Source organism: Acidimicrobiales bacterium, assembly GCA_030747595.1.
In the GTDB taxonomy this organism is placed as follows: Bacteria; Actinomycetota; Acidimicrobiia; order Acidimicrobiales; family MedAcidi-G1; genus UBA9410.
On the sequence record JASLKK010000004.1, the window covers coordinates 1 to 16,232 of the forward strand.

Genomic DNA, 16,232 nt, shown 5'->3' on the forward strand with positions numbered 1-16,232 from the left:
ACCGGCCACGGTGATGACCACGTTCGACGTCGGCTGGGTGTTGAGCACGACTGACACCACGTCGGCGGTGCCGGCCTCGGAGACCACGGTCGAGCCGTCGCTCTGGGAGACGGTGACGCCAGCGGTGTCGTCGTCGGTGGTCTTACCGTTGGTCACCTGGTCGCCGAGGGAGTCCCAGGCGTCGTGGGATGCAGCGTCGTTGACGGCAACAGTGACGGTCCAGTTCTGCCTGGCGTCGTCGAGGTCGTCGTCGACGCTGCTGACGGTGATGACCTGCGGTGTGTCCCAGTTCGAGTTGGTGAATGTGAGCGTGGCCGTGGAAACGGTCGCTTCGGTGGTGTCGCTGGCTGTCACGTCGAATACGACGTTTCCGGCCGGGGCGGTGCCCAGGACCACCGAGATCGTCCCGGTGTTGCCTCCCTCGGCTAGGCCGATGGTCGCGCACCCGGTACTGCAGGTGTTGCCGGCGGTAATCGCTGTGGTGAAGGCCGGGGCCAAGTCGATGTCAGTCGTGGTCACCGACACGGTCTTGTTGGCCAACGAGTCGTAGTCGTCGTCTGAGCTGCCGTCGTTGACCGAAAGCGTGACTGTCGAGGTCTGGTCTCCGTCGTCGAGGAAGTCAGGGATGCCGGTGACGGTGATCGTCTGCGGTGTGTCCCAGTTCGAGTTGGCGAACGTCAGCGACGACGCTGACACGGTGGCCTCGCCGGTGTCGTTGCTCGCCACGTCGATGACGACGTTTGAGGACGGCTGCCCGGTCAACACCACGGTGAATGTCTGGGTGGATCCTGTCTCAGACACCGTCCGTGACGTTTCGGACACGGTGAAGCCCGGTGTGCCGACCTGGGTCGACGAAATGAACTGGGCCATACCCCAGTCCGTGTCGCCGCCGGACTTCGTGGAACCGACCAGTAGGACGTTGCCGTTGGCGGCGATCCCCATGGCACGGGCCTTGTCGATCCGGTTTGAGCCGAAGTCGTGGGTAGCGACACCGTCGGAGTTGAACGTCGTGTCGAGAACGCCGGTCGACGTGTAGCGAACCAACGCGAAGTCATGGTTCCCGGCAGCGTTGGTGTAGCCGCCGAGCAGGATCTTGCCGTCCGATGCGACGATCACCTCGGTTGCCTCTTCGGTGCCGCCGAAGTTGGTGACGGTGATGCCGTCACCACCGCCGAACGAGGTGTCCATGGCCCCGCTGGTCGTCAGACGGGCCACCGCCCAGTCGTTGCCGGAGTAGCCGCCGACGACGATCTTGCCGTCGGACTGCAGGTCCATGCCCTCCAGGTAGTCCACGCCCCCCATGCTGAACACGTGGATGCCGTCACCGCTGAAGCTCGTGTCGAGAACGCCGGCTGACGTGTAGCGGGCGACGAAGAAGTCGTTGGTCCCCGAAGCGTTCGTCGTACCGGCCACGAGGATCTTGCCGTCAGGCTGGACGTCTATGGCCTTGATGTGTTCGCCGTTGCCGCCGGCGTTGTAGGTCACCTTGCCGCCCGAACCGAAGCTCGTGTCAAATGAACCGTCCGACGGGTTGATCCTGGCCAGCGCCAGGTTCCGACCGGTCGAGCTTGACGTGTACACCCAACCTCCGACGAGGATCTTGTCGTCGGACTGGAGCGCCCCCGCGTAACACTGGTCGTTGTTGGAGGTGCTGAACCGGACGGACTTCTTCCCGTTTCCGGAGAAGTTGTTGTCTAGGAACGCGTCGGCTTTGCGCACCATCACGACGCAGTCGTATTTGTTGATGCTGTCACCGGCATGTCCGACGAAGGCGTAACGGCCGTCGGAGAGCAGCAGGACCTCTTCGGCCGAGTCGGTCAAGGGGCTCCAGAAATGACGGTCGGTCTGGGGGTTGGCACCATCTGCCGTCTGAGTCCATGGCGTGGCAACTCCCGGGTGTGAACTGGAGAAGGGGCCACTGCCGGTGCCATCGGCTGCAATGGCGATGGTCACCATCCGCAACGCTTTCCACGAAGAATGGTTGTTGTCGTCCCAACCACCGACCACCACCGAACCGTCGGACCGGAACGCCAGGCTGCGGGCCTCGTCGTTCTTGGACGTCCGGTTGAAGATCCTGGCCCCGTCGTCGGAGAAGCTCTCGTCCATGTGCGTGTCAGCCCAGGCAGGCCCGGCGAAGGCCACCAGCGTCGCCAGCGCCAACACCAGCGCTACCGCACCCCTGCCGGCCCTCCAGATCACAGAGGTTCGCTGCATGCTTCGGCTCTCTACTAGTTGCCTGTTATCCATGTGATAACTCCGGCTGCTAGTGGGTCAAACCCGGCCGGCCAGGTCGTTGTCGAAGAGGCAAACGCTCCGGTCAGGGTGGCGCCGGTCAGGGTGGCTCCGGTCAGGTCCGCGCCGGACAGGTTGGCTCGCTTCAGGTTGGCGTTGGTCAGGTCGGCGTTGGTCAGGTCTGCCAGATTCAGGGTCGCCCATGAAAGCTTGGCCTCGACCAGGCTTGCTGACGACAGGTCCGCTCCCAGGAGGTTGGTCCACCGGCCGCTCGCGTAGTTCAGCGACGCACCAGACAGGTCAGCTCCGTTGAGGTTGGCCTGGTAAAGGTCGGTGTACCCCAGGTTGGCCCGTGTGAGTATTGCGTCGGTGAAGTCGGCTTTGCGGAGGTCGCCTCCGTACAGCGACGCCCCGGTGAAGTTCGCTGCCTTTGCCGAAGCCCGACTCAGGTTGGCGTCCCACAGGTTGGCGTCAGTGAAGTCCGCCCCGTCCAAAGTGGCCGATCGAACGTCAACCTGTGAGAGCACGGCGCCGACGAAAGCCGAACCGGTCAGGTCGGACCCGGCAAGTGACGTGCCCTTGAGGTTGGATGCAGGACACGTCACTCCTGCTGCCGGTACGCAGGGTGCAGGTGGCGCGGGTGCTGCAGCAACGGTGATCGAAGACCAAGGCGGGGTGAAACGGAACCCGGCCGGCCATTTCGTGTCCGTATCAGCTGTAACGCCAGTCCAGCGCACACCGGTAAGGCGTGCGTACGTCAGGTTCGCTCCAGCCAGGTCCGCTCCTGACAGGTCAGCGCCCGTCAGGTCGGCCCGAGACATGTCAGCGTCCGTCAGGTTCGCTCCGGTCAGGTCCGCTCCGACGAGCGTGGCTCTAGACAGGTTGGCCCAGTCGAGCTGGGCACCAGCCAGGCTCGCTCCCGTCAACGTTGCTGAAGACATCCGGACCCGGGTCAGATCAGCGCCCGTCAGGTCCGCGCCGGCGAGGTCCGCCCCAGCAAGGTTGGCGAACTCCAGGTTCCTGGCCGCCAGGTCGACGTGGCTCAGGTCGGCGGTGTCGCAGTCGCCGAACGCCGACAGGTCGCACACGGCATCGGTGTCAGCCAGGACGCGGGACACCACACCCTCGGGGACCTCCATTGCCGACGGCCACCGGGTCCAGGCCTGTTGGCGGGCCCCGTACGTGCGTGCATTGGAGAAATCGACACCTGACAGGTCAGCGCCCGTCAGGTCGGCGCCAGAGATGTCCGACACGTGCAGGAACCCGGCGACGTAGGGCCCTGAACGGGTCATTACCGCCCCGGTCAGGTCCGCTCCGGCCATGTCGATGCCCCATCCGGAGGCGTCGGTAAGGATCGCCCCGGTCAGGTCAGCGTTTGAGAAGTCGGTGTACCAGAGGTTCGCTGCCGTCAGGTCGCTGTAGCTGACGTCAACGCCCGTGAGGTCGGCGGCCCGCAGGTTCACGCTCCCCATCTTCGACCTCGTCAAGGTTGCATCCGTCAGGTCTGCACCTGCGAACTTGGTCCGGTTGAAGCTCGAGTCGACAATGCTGGCCCCGGTGAGATTGGCGCCCCAGGCGGTCGCATTGTCGAAGTTCGACCACACCAGGTCGGCGTCCGTCAGGTCGACCCCGTCCATGGTGGCGTCAGCCAGGCTCGAGTACCTGCCGGTAACCCCGACCATCGATGCGTTGTTCAGGATCGCCCCGGTGAGGCTCGTGTTGATGAGGGTGGCCCCGTCCAGGTCAGCTCCGACGGCTGTCAGGTCCGTGAACGTTGTCGACTTCAGGTTGGCGCCCGTCAGGTCGACTCCAGCAGCTGTGGCGGTGGTCAGCGTGGCGCTGGTGAAGTTCGCCCCGGTGAGGTCGGCGCCCGTGAAGTCTGGTCGCCAGAGCGTCGCTGACGTCCACGTCGTGTAGGAACCCGTGACGTTCGTGAAGTCCGTGCCGGTGATGGTCGCCGTGTCGAAGTGGGTCACCAACATGTTGGCGCCAGCGAATGAACCGTGCAGCAGAGTCGACCCGGTCAGATTGGCAAAAGCCAGCGACGACCCGACGGCAGATACCGAGGTCAGGGTGGCCGACGTGCCCGTCACGCTGGACAGGTCGGCGTCGGTCAGGATGGTGCGCACCAGCGTCGCATACGAGATAGTGGCGTTCGTCAGATCCGCGCCGGTCAGGTCAGCGTCGGTCAGGTCTGCACTGGTCAGGTTGGTCGAAGTCGCCGTTGCGTCCGTCAGGTCCGCCCCGGTCAGGTCAGCGGTCGACAGGTTCGAACTGGCCAGGTTTGTGCCTACCAGGGTGGCGCCGGCCAGGTTCGCACCGGTGAGCGTTACCGAGAAGACTGTTGCACCCGTCAGGTCGGCTCCGGCCAGCGTCGCCCCGGTCAGGGTCGACCCCGCCAGGTCCGCTCCGGTCAGGTTCGCCGACCGGAAGCTCAACGAGGACAGGTCCTTGTTGCGCAGCTGCAGGCCGGACAGGTCAGCGCCGGACAGGTCACCCCGTAGTCCCGTGGCGGCCATGGTGTGGTTGGTGCCGGTCAAGTTCGCCGATTGGATCCCACTACCGGCGCGCATCGCCCATTGGCGAGTCGCTCCGTCGAGGGTGGTCAACGACAGGCGCCCATCGGTTGGCCCGGCGTCGTCCATGTATGCGCCAGTGGTGGTCGCCATGTACAGGTTCGACCGGGCAAGCGTTGCGTCGGTGAGGTTGGCGTTGGTGAGGTTCGCCCCGTAGAGGTTGACGTCCGACAGGTTCGATCCGGTCAGGTCGGCCCCGGTCAGGTTCGCACCGGTCAGGTCGGCCTTGGACAAGTCGGCGTAGGACAGGTCAGCTCCGGCCAGGTTGGCGAACCGGAGGTCGGACCGCACCAGGTCGGCTCGCACCAGTTCGACGTTGCCGGCATTGGTTGCGACGAGGTTCGCGTACCGCAGTGTGGCGTACGGAAGTTCGGCGTTGGTGAGCGTCGACAGGTACATGTTCGCGTTTGAGAAGTTCGCTCCGTAGAGGAACGAGCCGGTCAGGTTGGTGCTCGTCAGGTTGGCGCCCGTCAGGTCGGCCTGGGCCATGTCGGAGTTGACGAGTGTCGCCGACGACAGGTTGGCGCCCTTCAAGTTGGCGCCCTTCAGGTTTCCGTAGAACATGATCGATGACGACAGGTTGGCTCCGTCGAGGGTCGCGTACGACAGGTCCGACGGGATCACGACCCGGTTGGAAAGGTCGCCGTTCCGGCAGTTGACGTACGGGGCCGGGTCACAGGTCTCACCGGTTGACGGCGTCGCCGCAGGTGGCTGCGTGGTGGTAGGCGGAGGCAGCGTCGTCGTCGGTGGTGCAACGGTCGTAGTCGTCACGACCGGGGCGTCGTCATCGGCAACAGAAGCGCTGATGGTGTAGTCGGCGACCGTGTCGTAGGTGTCGTCAGAGGACGCGTCGACGACGGCCAGGGTGACGGTGAGGGACTGGGTGCCGTCGATGTCGGTGTCGTTGACGCCGGTGACCGTCACCGTCTGCGGTGTGTCCCAGTTGGCGCTGGTGAACGTCAACGAACCCGCCGACACGGTGGCCTCCCCGGTGTCCGACGACGTCACGTTGACGACCACATCTGAGGTCGGGGCCTTGTTGAGCACGACGGTGAACGTGTCGGTGTTGCCGACGACGGTTGCCGTAGCGACCGTGGAAGCCTCGGTCACGGCGATCGAACCGCCGGTCTCAACCACCGTGAAGCCGGCACTGTCGTCGTCACTGACCCGGACCGACACGACGGTGTCGGCAGTCGAGTCGAAACAGTTGTCCGACGAGGCGTCGACGATGGCCAGGGTGACCGCCGGCGTCTGGTTGCCGTCCCCTAAGGCGTCGTTGACCCCGGTGACGGTGACCGTCTGGGTTGTCGACCAGTTGGCGTTGGTGAACGTGAGCTGTGCGACATTGACCGTGGCTTCGGTTGTGTCGCTGCTGACCACCGAGACGACAACGTCGGTGGTCGGCTGGGCCCCGAGGGCCACCGTGAACGTGTCGAGGGTGGCTGCCTCGGTGACACCCGTCGACCCGTTTGACTCGACCACCTTGAGGCCGCAGAAGTCGTCGTCGACGACAGCGACGTCGACAACGACGTCCGGTAAGTCGTCGAAGGCGTCGTCGCTCGTAGCGTCCAGGACCGCCAGGGTCACGGAGGCCGGCGCAGTTTCGTTCTCCGTCGTGTCGTCGATAGCCGTCAACGTGACGGTCTGGGCTGTGTTCCAGTTGGCGTTGGTGAACGTGAGGTACAGCGGGCTGACCGTCACCTGCGTGGGGGCCGAGTTCGTTACCGAGAACGTGACGCTCGACGAAGGTTGGGTATCTAGGACCACGGTGAACGAATCAGCTGTCCCGGCTTCGGTGGGGGCCGCAGAGTTCTTGGAAACCGTCACACCTGCAGATTGGGCGACTGCTGCCATGGGCCATGAGCCAAGCAGGGTGGAGAACACTGCCAGGAAGGCAACGGCGCGTGTTGCGCTGGACCTTCCCAGGGGCGTCATAGTTGCCACTGTTTTCGCCATGTTCTTACACATGCTCAGATTCCCCATCTGTCTTAGACCCCAGTGCCTCCGCCGACCGTTCATGTGTTCTCCGGGCTCTCTTCGACCGGAAGTGCGGTCACCTCGTCGGACGGCTTACCCATGCCATGTTCGTTGGCTGCTCTGAGACGCCAGGCCTGAGCCCCTTCGGTCTCAGACGTGGGGATGGAAACCCTGGTGTTGTTCACGTCGAAGTCGAGCTCTTCTTGCCATTTTTCGTCCCTGCGACCTTCGAGTACGTACTTGTCCGGCGGGCCGCCTGTGGTCGGTGCAACCCATGACAGGCGGGTTATCAAACCTTCCGTGGAAACGGAGAAGTCGATGGGTGGTCCGGGGCGCTTGTCGCGGCGGAACAAGCCGATCAGGAACAACCCGAAGCCTGTCCCGGACAGGAACCGCACCAGGCCGGCGGCGATCTTGGATCCGAATCCGGTCAGCCCCAGGCCAGCTGCCGCTACCAAACCCGCAGCTGTTGCGAGGACACCAGGGTTGGTAAGGAAGCTGCCGTCATCGTCGGAGCCAGGATCATTCGCGTCCAATGGGTCTGTCAGGTCAGCTACTTCCCTGCCGTCGCTGATCCCGTCTCCGTCGGTATCCGGGTTGGTGGGGTCAGTGCCCCTCTCTGCTTCTACGTCGTCGGTGAGGCCGTCACCATCGGTATCTCCTTCGCTCAGGGCGAGTTCCGTTTGGTCTTCAGTCGGAGCCGCTGTCGTCGGTGACGGTGCGGCCGTTGTCGGAGTCGCCGTTGTCGGTGCAGGAGGCGCTGTCGTCGCCGGTGGTGCCGTGGTCGCCGGTGGTGCCGTGGTCGCCGGTGGTGCCGTGGTCGCCGGTGGTGCCGTGGTCGCCGGTGGTGCCGTGGTCGTGGTTGTCGTAGGCGGTGCCGTGGTAGTCGTAGTCGGCGGTGGTGGTGCGGTCGTGGTTGTCGTAGTCGGCGGTGGTGGTGCGGTCGTGGTTGTCGTAGGTGGTGGTGCCGTTGTCGGTGGTGGTAGCACGATCACCTGGCAGTCGGCAACTGTCACAGCTCCGACGTTGGAGGCCTTCGAGGTCCCGTCGGTGTAGGTGGCCAGTATCTGGAAGCTGTGCTGCCCGCTGACCATGTTGTCGATGGTGGCCGTACGGTCACCTGGCAGGTGGGTGCTGTGGGTGACCCAGCCTCCGGTAGGCGACTTTGCTGCCAGTGTGAACGACTGCAGTCCCGACGTGGTCCCTGGAGCCCAGTTCAACGTCGCTGACGCACATGACGGTGTAGCTGACAGGCTGACCGTCCCCAGCGGCGGAGTCGTAGTCGTCGTAGGCGGTGCCGTGGTAGTCGGTGGTGCCGTCGTCGTCGGGGGTGGGGCTTCGTCGTCGTCGGTGGTGGCCGACAGGGTCTGGTCGGCGAGGCTGTCAAAGGCGTTGTCCGAGCTGCCGTCGTTGACCGTCACGGTGAGCGTCGTGGTCTGGTCGCCGTCAATGTCGGTGTCGTCGATGCCTGTCACGGTGACGGTCTGGGCGGTATCCCAGTTCGACGCGGTGAACGTCAGGGACGCCGTTGACACGGTCGCCTCTCCGGTGTCCCCGGAAGAAACGTCGAGCACGACGTCCGACGTCGGTTGGGCGTTGAGGACCACGGTGAACGTGTCCGTTCCCCCAGATTCTGTGACCGTCGTGTCGCCCCCTGAGGCTGCGACGGTGAAGCCCGGCGAGTCGTCGTCAGCGGTGGTCACGGCGACGGCCTGGTCACCAAGAGCGTCATATGTGCTGTCAGCGGTCGACGAGTCGTTGACGGTCACGGTGACGTCGGTGGTCTGGTTGCCGTCCGACGCTGAATCATCGATCCCGGTGACGGTCACGGTCTGGGCGGTGTCCCAGTTAGACGAGGTGAACGTGAGAGCCGCAGGTGAGACGGTGGCTTCGCCGGTGTCGGCGGACGACAGGGAGAACACGACGTTGCCGGTCGGTTCGGAGTCCAGTACCACGGTGAACGTGTCGGTCGTTCCGGTCTCAGACACCGACGCGGTGGTGCCTGACAGGGTGAAACCGGCGGTGTCGTTGTCAGTGGTGGTCACCGACACCGTCTGGTCAGCCAACGGGTCGAAGTTGTCGTCTGAACTGGAGTCGTTGACTGAAAGTGTGACTGTCGACGTCTGGTCGCCGTCGTCGACGTCGTCGTCGATGCCGGTGACGGTGACGGTCTGGGCGGTGTTCCAGTTGCCAGTGGTGAACGTAAGGGACGCCGTTGACACGGTCGCCTCGCCGGTGTCGTTGCTTGTAGCGCTAATGACGACGTTCGAAGACGGAGCGTCGGTCAACACGACGGTGAACGTGTCGGTCGTTCCGGTCTCAGAGACGCCGGTGGACCCGGCTGACGGGGTCACGGTGAAGCCCGGTGACCCACAGCTCGAGTGCGAGATGTTGAGCTGCTCGCTGGTCAACGTCCGGGTGGTGTTCCGATTCTTGGCCGCGAAGGCCATGTAGACGCTCCACCCTGACGGGACCACTCCGGTAGCGGAGCTACCCGAACCGTCGTAGTCGACAGTGCTCGCCGACCACGCCGACTCTCCGGTCTTGGTCCACTTGAAGCTGCCGTCGCCGTCGCGTTGGAACGTGATCGGATCCTGAGCGTTGTACACGTCTTTGTCGAAACCACCGCCCCACCCGAGAGGCTTGAACGCACCCCTTCGTGCCGACGTGCCGCCGTCGTGGTCGATCTGGCTGGTGGTCCACAACAGGTTGTGGTCCGGGATCGTGGAACCTGCGAACTTGTAGTTCGACTTGATGTAGGCACCGATCCCCAGGCCCGACGCCGCCAGGGCCGAGTCCTGGACGACGTAGTGGCGCACCGACGTGCCGTTGTGTGGGTGGTCCATCTCCCACTTGCCGCCGGCGCACAACGGTGTGGCGAGGACGACCTCTGCGTTGAATCCCTGGAGTTCGGCCCCGTCCACGGGCCCGTCGATGACGTCGAAGCCCGACGGCGGGTTGGCCGTCTCCGCCGGGTTGCCGGTGGCCAGTGCGCCGGCCGACGTGTACTTGGCGACGAAACCGTCGGAGTTTCCTCCTGAACGGATGGTGGAGTCACCCGCGGACGGGTCGAAGTCCATCCAGTCGGCAAAAAAGCCCGACATGTACACGTCTGACCCGCTGGTTGTCAGTCCGTAAGGGAACGTATTCCCGTGGGACGTGAAGTCCTTCTCCCACACCGGGTCGCCGTCAGCGTCGTGTTTCAGGAGGAACGCCTGATGCTTGGACCCTCCAGCGTCGTAAGCGGTGACGATGTTCGTCCCCGAACTGGAATCCAGGTCGGCTGTCCCCCGGTAGTTGCCGGAGGTGTACACGTTGCCGGACCCGTCCACGGCAACGGCCCAGCCGGCCGGAGTACCGACCGTGCCGGACCCGCCGATGGCGCGCACCCACTCGGTGAGTCCGGAAGAGTTGAGTTTGATGGTGTACGGGTCGTAGCTGCTGGAACCGAGGGTGGTGATGCCGGCCCCGGTGTCCCAGTCGCCGTTTGGGCCTGTCTGGATGCCGGTGGCGTACACGTAGCCGCCTGCAGCGGCCAGGGCGTAGGCCTTGTCGTGGCTGCTGGAACCGAAGTTCTTCGCCCACTGGAGATCCCCCATCGGACTGAACTGCGAGATCCACGAATCGTTGCCGCCGTTGCCGCCGGACGTGCCGCCAATCAGTACCACGCCGGACCCCGGGTTGTAGTCCGACGCCTGGTTGCCCAGGTGCCCGCCGATGTAGATGTCGTTGTTGTCCCGGTCGACCGCTAGCCCGTGGACTGCGTCGGTGCCGGTTCCACCCCACGTCCTGTTCCACTTCACGGTGCCGGCTGCACCGCCAAACTTTGTAAGGAAAGCATCCTGGCCGCCCGCCGACGTCCGATTCGTCGCACTGTTGCGCTTCCAGTCGATATCGGCTGTGTCTTCAAAGACGCCACCTACGTAGATGCTGCCGTTTGGGCCGTAGTCGACCCCTCTTGCTTCGTCGACCCCTGGGCCGCCGAGGGTCAAGCCGCGCGCGACGCCGTTCGGAGGCGTCGTGTCGGTATTCGACGTCGTTGTGCTGATCCACGCCACGTAGGCGTCGTAGTCACCGTTAGACGTGATGTTCGGCTGGGAGGGGAAGTTCATGGTTCCCTTGAACTTCCCAGCAACAGCCAGATAGTTTTCGCTCGGGTGCAGGGCGCAGTCGAGGATCTGGTCGTCTTCGGTCGCGTCCAGCAGCACATGCCACAACAGGTTCCCGGACGGGCTGTACTTCGAGACCACAGACGAGCCGCCACCTGTCACCGACAACTGGTTCGACACCGCAGGGTTCGGATCGATGTCTCCCGTCCCCCGGTAGTTGCCGCACGCGTAAATGTTGCCCTGGGAGTCCACCTGGACCTCTCCAACCGAACCGGAGTAGCTGCTGTCGGAATGGATCGCCACAGCCCCGCCGTCAGGCGACCATGCGGCCGCCGGAGACGAGGCACCTACGACCGCGCCAGCAGAAGCCAACCCCAGTACGACCAGGCGGAGAGCGCGACGCAACGTTATTGGGCCGAACCCCCACGGACCTCTTGAGCGCAGAGGTAGCGCCAAGGTGTTGCCGCCACTTCTGCGGCGGGCTTTCAGGGGGCGTGACGGCTGGTGTCGTGTGTACATCACAGATTCCCTGCTCGCCCGGCTTCTTCGGACCAGACTCGGCGTTGGGCCGCCACCAGGTCGGCCACCTTGCGGAGATCGGCCCTGAGGGCTTCCTTTGACGTTTCTTCGACGGCCCAGGTGAAGAGGGCTCCGCGGAACAGGGTCAACGACAGCCAGGCAGCATCATCGGCCGAGACGGCGGACCGCTTTTCCAGCACAGGTAGCACTTCTTCCCATGACAGTGAGGCCGGTGAACCCCTTCGACCCTGTGAGGCTGAGACGAGCAGTACCTGGCGGTTCGGGATCGGGTCTGCCAGGGCGATGTCGGCCACCCGGTCCGCATACTTGTAGGGGAAGTCGGAGGCGTCTGCGTCCAGTTCGGTTCCGGCACGCTGGAAGGCGACGGTCACCTCGTCGGCGATGGCGAAGATGAGGTCGCTCACCGATGGGAAGTACGTGTGGACCGTCTGGCGGGTGGTGCCAGCCGCGTCTGCTACCACTGCGAAAGTCAGATCAAAGACCGTGTGCTCCCGGAGCACCGCCCGGGCGCCTGCAAGTATGCGACCAACCGTCGCTTCGCGCTCGACTGAAGCGCGTTCACGACGAGCGGCCCCACGGCCGTCGCTGATGTCGAATCTCTCTGCTCTTGTCATTCCTCAAATTCCCGCCGCAGACAATGTCCAACCAGCAGGCTGACATTACACACGTCATCTGTCAGACGACAAATGGAATGCCGGAAGTTTCCGTCTGGTGGCAGGTTTCCCGTCCGCTCACCAACACATGGGATGTCGTCGTGACGGCGTCGGCTGGGGCTTCTTCGGCCGGCTGTCGACGGCGGTCAGTCGAGCGTGACGATCACGGCACAGTCCTCGACGGGTTTCCTTCCAAGGAGTCGTCCTAAAGCACCGGCCAACGAGATGACGACATACTGGATTCCGTACTTTCGCCGTATGGCGGTGCGAACTTCCCGGTAGGCGACACCGTCGACGACCTCGGCCGTGCCAGACACGGCGGTGGATCCGTCAGTGACGGTCCCACCCATGTTGCTGGCCTGAAGCTCGACGGCGGGGTCGTGGCGGAGCCTGCGGACCTTCCATGAACCCGACCCCGTCGTGAAGCCCACACGGCTGCCACCGAGTTCGACTACCCAGACAGGGACGTGTCTGGGATGACCGTCCGTGGTCCAGGTGGTGAGGCGTACGTATCTCTGGTCGGCGATCGACATGGGTCCTTTGGATCTTTCGATCTTGTGCTCTGTGGAGTCTGTCCGATCGCCTGATCCGAACTAAACATCTACTTACGGCTTGCGCCGCGAAGCCCGTAACTGTCAACAGAATCGGGACAGGAACACGAGCAGGGAGAAGATGTGGATCACAAGCCGACAACCGTGCTCGATCGACTTGGAGCCCTATGGGGCCTGCTCACAATCAGCGACGATGATTTCAATGCCTACATGCGGTCCTACGACGAGTTGTTCGTCGACTCGCCTGAAAACACCAAGGCAGACCATGACAACGGTGTTCCGCTAAAGGGATATCCGCAGGGCAGCAGTGACGAACTCCAGGAGTTGTACAAGGTCATACATCTACTCTGCACCCTCGGCTCGGTTGAAAAGATGTACATGCCACCTGAGATCGATCCGGAACAATCAGTGCTCCAGAATCAGATCCTGTTCGAGCGGATTGTTGCCGACGATCTCAATTTGGACCAAGGAGACAAAGTGCTCGACCTGGGGTGTGGCTGTGGCGCCATCGCCGAACACATCGCTGAACTCACCGGCGCGACGCCCTACGGCATCAACCTTGACGGATCTCAGATCGAGAAGTCCTGGAAGAACCCGAACCTCTCAAGCGCCAACTTCACCGTTGGCGACTTCAACAAACCACTCGAATTCGATGACGGCGCGTTTGACGCCGTCTATGCCATCCAGCCGATGACCTACGTCAGCGACCATGAGTTCACCTTCAAGGAAGTGTTTCGCGTCCTGAGACCAGGAGGAATGTTCGTCATCAATGACGTCGCGGCACTCGACGCCTACGACCGCGAAAACCAACATCAGAAGACTCTGATTCAGCACACCCGCGAACTGTGCGTGTTCGGAGGGTTCTGGTACCACGAATACTGGGAAGACTCGTACAGGAACGCCGGCTTCAATCTGATCTCCTCCCTAGGGCGGCCTGCGGTGGAGATGATAAAAAAAGAGGTAGCACTGTTCGACAAGTACGAGGTGGTCTTCAAGTTTCTCGCCAAGGTCCACCTGATTCCGAAGAAGACCAACGCATTGATGAACCGATTGAATGAAAACAGCCAGTCCTACATCCAAGCCGAGGAAGAGGAACTGTTGACGCTCAACTGGCACTGCGTTGGACAGAAGCCGGAGTGACTCGAGGCCGTTCTGGCAGGCCGCGTGCAGGTCGCGAGACGTCGGGAAACGACGCGAACTGTTGATAAATCAGAAAGGCAGACCAGAGGCGAGACGTGCGTAGGCCCCCAACATCGTTGGCCGTCGCCGTGATCTTGGCCGTTGCCTTCTCCTGCGGCTCTGACCCGTCCGAGTTGGTGCCCCGACCGGCCGCAAGCACCTCGACGACCGTCGCTCCTACGACTGCTCCTTCGACGACCGTTGCTTCTACGACTGCTCCTTCGACGACCGTTGCTTCTACGACTGCTCCTTCGACGACCGTTGCTCCTGCGACTGCTCCTTCGACGACCGTTGCGTCTGGTGCAACGACTGTTGTGCCCGCCGCTGAGATTCCTTCGACCACCCTTGTTGTATTAGAAGCTCCGGCCACCCCGATTGACCTTGAGGCCAACGAACTGCTCCGGGTTGTCTTGGCCGGAGACTCCATTACCGACCAGGTAGCGCCGTACCTCGAATGGATTCTGAGTGAGGCGGCCACCATCGAACATCGACACCTGTGGGGAACGGCGCTCTGCGATTGGTTTGCCGACATCCGAGGCGAAATGGGCCTGGAGTACCTCGAGTCGTGGCAGCCGCACCTCTATATCGTCGACCACGGCGGGAACGGCATCACGCCGTGCATGGCCGACGCTGCCGGCCTTCCGCTAACCGGTGAGGCTTACACGGCCAAGTATTTGGCCGACACCGAGTACGTACTGGAGTTGGCGTCGCGGACCGGGAGCCGTGTGCTCTTGGTGGACCAACCGGTTAGCCGTGGCGATTACCGATCGGGGACCGGCGAGATCTACCGTTCGATGCCCGCCAGACATCCTGGTGGGCTGGTCCGCTTCTTTTCCACCTGGCCGGCGCTGACCCCGGATGGCCAGTTCGTCCAGTCGGCCCCCTGCGAGGTTTTTGAGCCGGGATGTGTCGATGGTCGAGGCGAACTACGAGAGCCGCCGCCCAATGTCCACCTGGAGGCGCTCGGTGCATGGCGCTACGCAGTGGCCATTGTGGATGAGTTGGTTGCCGCGGGATGGGTGGATGCCGACTTGGTGGACGTCACTGACCGTGTGATGCCCTGAAACCGTTGCTTTAACGGTTTCGCCGTCGAACCAAGGGGCGTGGATGGCGAGGTTGCGTCGAGCAACCTGGTCCGGACCTACGCGGTGGCTCCGTTCTGAATGATGCGTGAAGTCGTCTTCGTCATTCTGGCTCTGGTCGTCATCGCCGAACTGATGGCGATCTACTAGGAGTCCCACTTCTTGTCGACGGATAACTGTCGAGCGACGACAGCTGAACCTATGGCCGCTACAGCGGCCATAAACATGGGGATCCGGTAGGAACCGGTCACTTCGAATAGATGGCCGGCCCCCACGGGCCCGACTAAACCAGCAGTTCCCCAGGCGGTGAAGACGCGGCCGTAGGCCCGGGAGTAACCGTCCTGACCGAATCTCTGGGCAACAGCGAGAGGGTAGATAGCTATTAGCGCTCCGTAGGTGAAAGCAATCCCGGCTACGGAGACCATCAGGACGACACCATGAGACACCACGGCAGCGATGACGAGCACAACGGCCGATCCGAGTGGCAGTAGGCGTAGCAGACGGTCCGTCGCCGTTCGGTCGGCGACAAGCGCGATCCATAGGCCTCCTGAAGCGCTTGCCAGTCCGGCGGCCACGACAGCGGCGCCACCTGGGCCACCAGCGTCGTCAACGATGGCAGCGGCATGTCCGAGTGCCATCAGACCGGCAAGCACAGCGAGCAGGTAGGCCGTCCAGAGAGGCGCGAGTATGCGCAGATTCGCACTCGAGAGGCGAGCGGGCGATCCATGTACCGGAGAGTCGTTGTTGGTGAGTAGGACAGAGGTGACGATCCCGGTCACAGCTATGGCAACGGCGAGCCAGCGAAGGCCACTGGTAGCGCCACTTGCAGCGACCTGCTTGTCGAGGACCAGCGCGGTGGATGCGCCACCGAGGGCGTAGGCCGCAGTGACAAGGCCGAGGGCGAATCCGCGACGGTCCGGGTTCGACTCAGAGGCCCGCTGGAGCGAGAAGGCGTAGCCGAGGCCGTTAAACGCACCGAAGACAACGCCGTACCCAAGGACAACGCCAGCCAGGGAGTTGGCTGACGCAGCAAGCAGCAGTCCGATGGCAGCCCCTCCTGAAGCGATCAGGACAACCAGAGGGCCTGGTACTAGCCGGAACAACAGGTGGCTGACTAATACAACGACGGTGAGGCTGGCCAGGGCTACGGAGTAGGGGGCACCCGCCTCGCCGCGTCCAACGCCGAGATCGGACTCGAAGGACTCGATGAACAGGCTGTACGCGTGGATGCTTCCGAGAACACCGCTCAGGAGCACGCATCCCACAAGCGAGCGGGTCGGCGGTCGCATTGCCCGCGACTTTACGCCGGGTGCCGGTGTCAAATGGCGCTGAT

8 protein-coding genes are annotated in these 16,232 nt (G+C 63.4%); 2 read left to right on the forward strand and 6 right to left on the reverse strand.

The genetic code is table 11. The features are described from left to right. The 5 genes from QF777_03885 to QF777_03905 form a co-directional block, all read right to left on the reverse strand. On the reverse strand, positions 1–2,214 hold a 2,214-nt coding region (locus tag QF777_03885), incomplete at its 3' end, for a delta-60 repeat domain-containing protein (GenBank protein ID MDP6910690.1). Positions 2,215–2,228: 14 nt separating this feature from the next. Beyond that, positions 2,229–6,662, reverse strand: a complete 4,434-nt coding sequence (locus QF777_03890) for a pentapeptide repeat-containing protein (protein ID MDP6910691.1) — start codon at positions 6,660–6,662, stop codon at positions 2,229–2,231. A gap of 161 nt (positions 6,663–6,823) precedes the next feature. After that, positions 6,824–11,197, reverse strand: a complete 4,374-nt coding sequence (locus tag QF777_03895) for a hypothetical protein (GenBank protein MDP6910692.1) — start codon at positions 11,195–11,197, stop codon at positions 6,824–6,826. A gap of 215 nt (positions 11,198–11,412) precedes the next feature. Next, on the reverse strand, positions 11,413–12,048 hold the full coding sequence (locus QF777_03900; GenBank protein ID MDP6910693.1) for a TetR/AcrR family transcriptional regulator: 636 nt from the start codon (positions 12,046–12,048) through the stop codon (positions 11,413–11,415). Positions 12,049–12,233: 185 nt separating this feature from the next. Beyond that, the gene (locus QF777_03905) at positions 12,234–12,620 is read right to left on the reverse strand and encodes a PPOX class F420-dependent oxidoreductase (protein MDP6910694.1); all 387 of its coding nucleotides are present in this window, start codon (positions 12,618–12,620) and stop codon (positions 12,234–12,236) included. A 141-nt stretch (positions 12,621–12,761) separates the two neighbouring features. Here QF777_03905 and QF777_03910 point away from each other — a divergent pair, with 141 nt between their 5' ends. Both QF777_03910 and QF777_03915 read left to right on the forward strand, forming a co-directional pair. Beyond that, positions 12,762–13,778, forward strand: coding sequence for a class I SAM-dependent methyltransferase (locus tag QF777_03910; GenBank protein MDP6910695.1), 1,017 nt, complete (start codon positions 12,762–12,764; stop codon positions 13,776–13,778). Positions 13,779–14,131: 353 nt separating this feature from the next. After that, a complete protein-coding gene (locus QF777_03915; GenBank protein ID MDP6910696.1) occupies positions 14,132–14,881 on the forward strand; it encodes a hypothetical protein in 750 nt (249 codons plus the stop codon). A gap of 164 nt (positions 14,882–15,045) precedes the next feature. Here the strand turns inward: QF777_03915 and QF777_03920 are convergent, their stop codons facing one another. After that, complete coding sequence (locus QF777_03920) at positions 15,046–16,188, reverse strand: hypothetical protein (GenBank protein ID MDP6910697.1); 1,143 nt, start codon at positions 16,186–16,188, stop codon at positions 15,046–15,048. Between the last annotated feature and the right edge of the window lie 44 nt (positions 16,189–16,232).

Coding starts and splice junctions, on each gene's coding strand:
- QF777_03890 (MDP6910691.1), bottom strand. CDS start 6,662: ATGGCAGCAGTCGCCCAATCTGCAGGTGTGACGGTTTCCAAGAACTCT.
- QF777_03920 (MDP6910697.1), bottom strand. CDS start 16,188: ATGCGACCGCCGACCCGCTCGCTTGTGGGATGCGTGCTCCTGAGCGGT.
- QF777_03905 (MDP6910694.1), bottom strand. CDS start 12,620: ATGTCGATCGCCGACCAGAGATACGTACGCCTCACCACCTGGACCACG.
- QF777_03900 (MDP6910693.1), bottom strand. CDS start 12,048: ATGACAAGAGCAGAGAGATTCGACATCAGCGACGGCCGTGGGGCCGCT.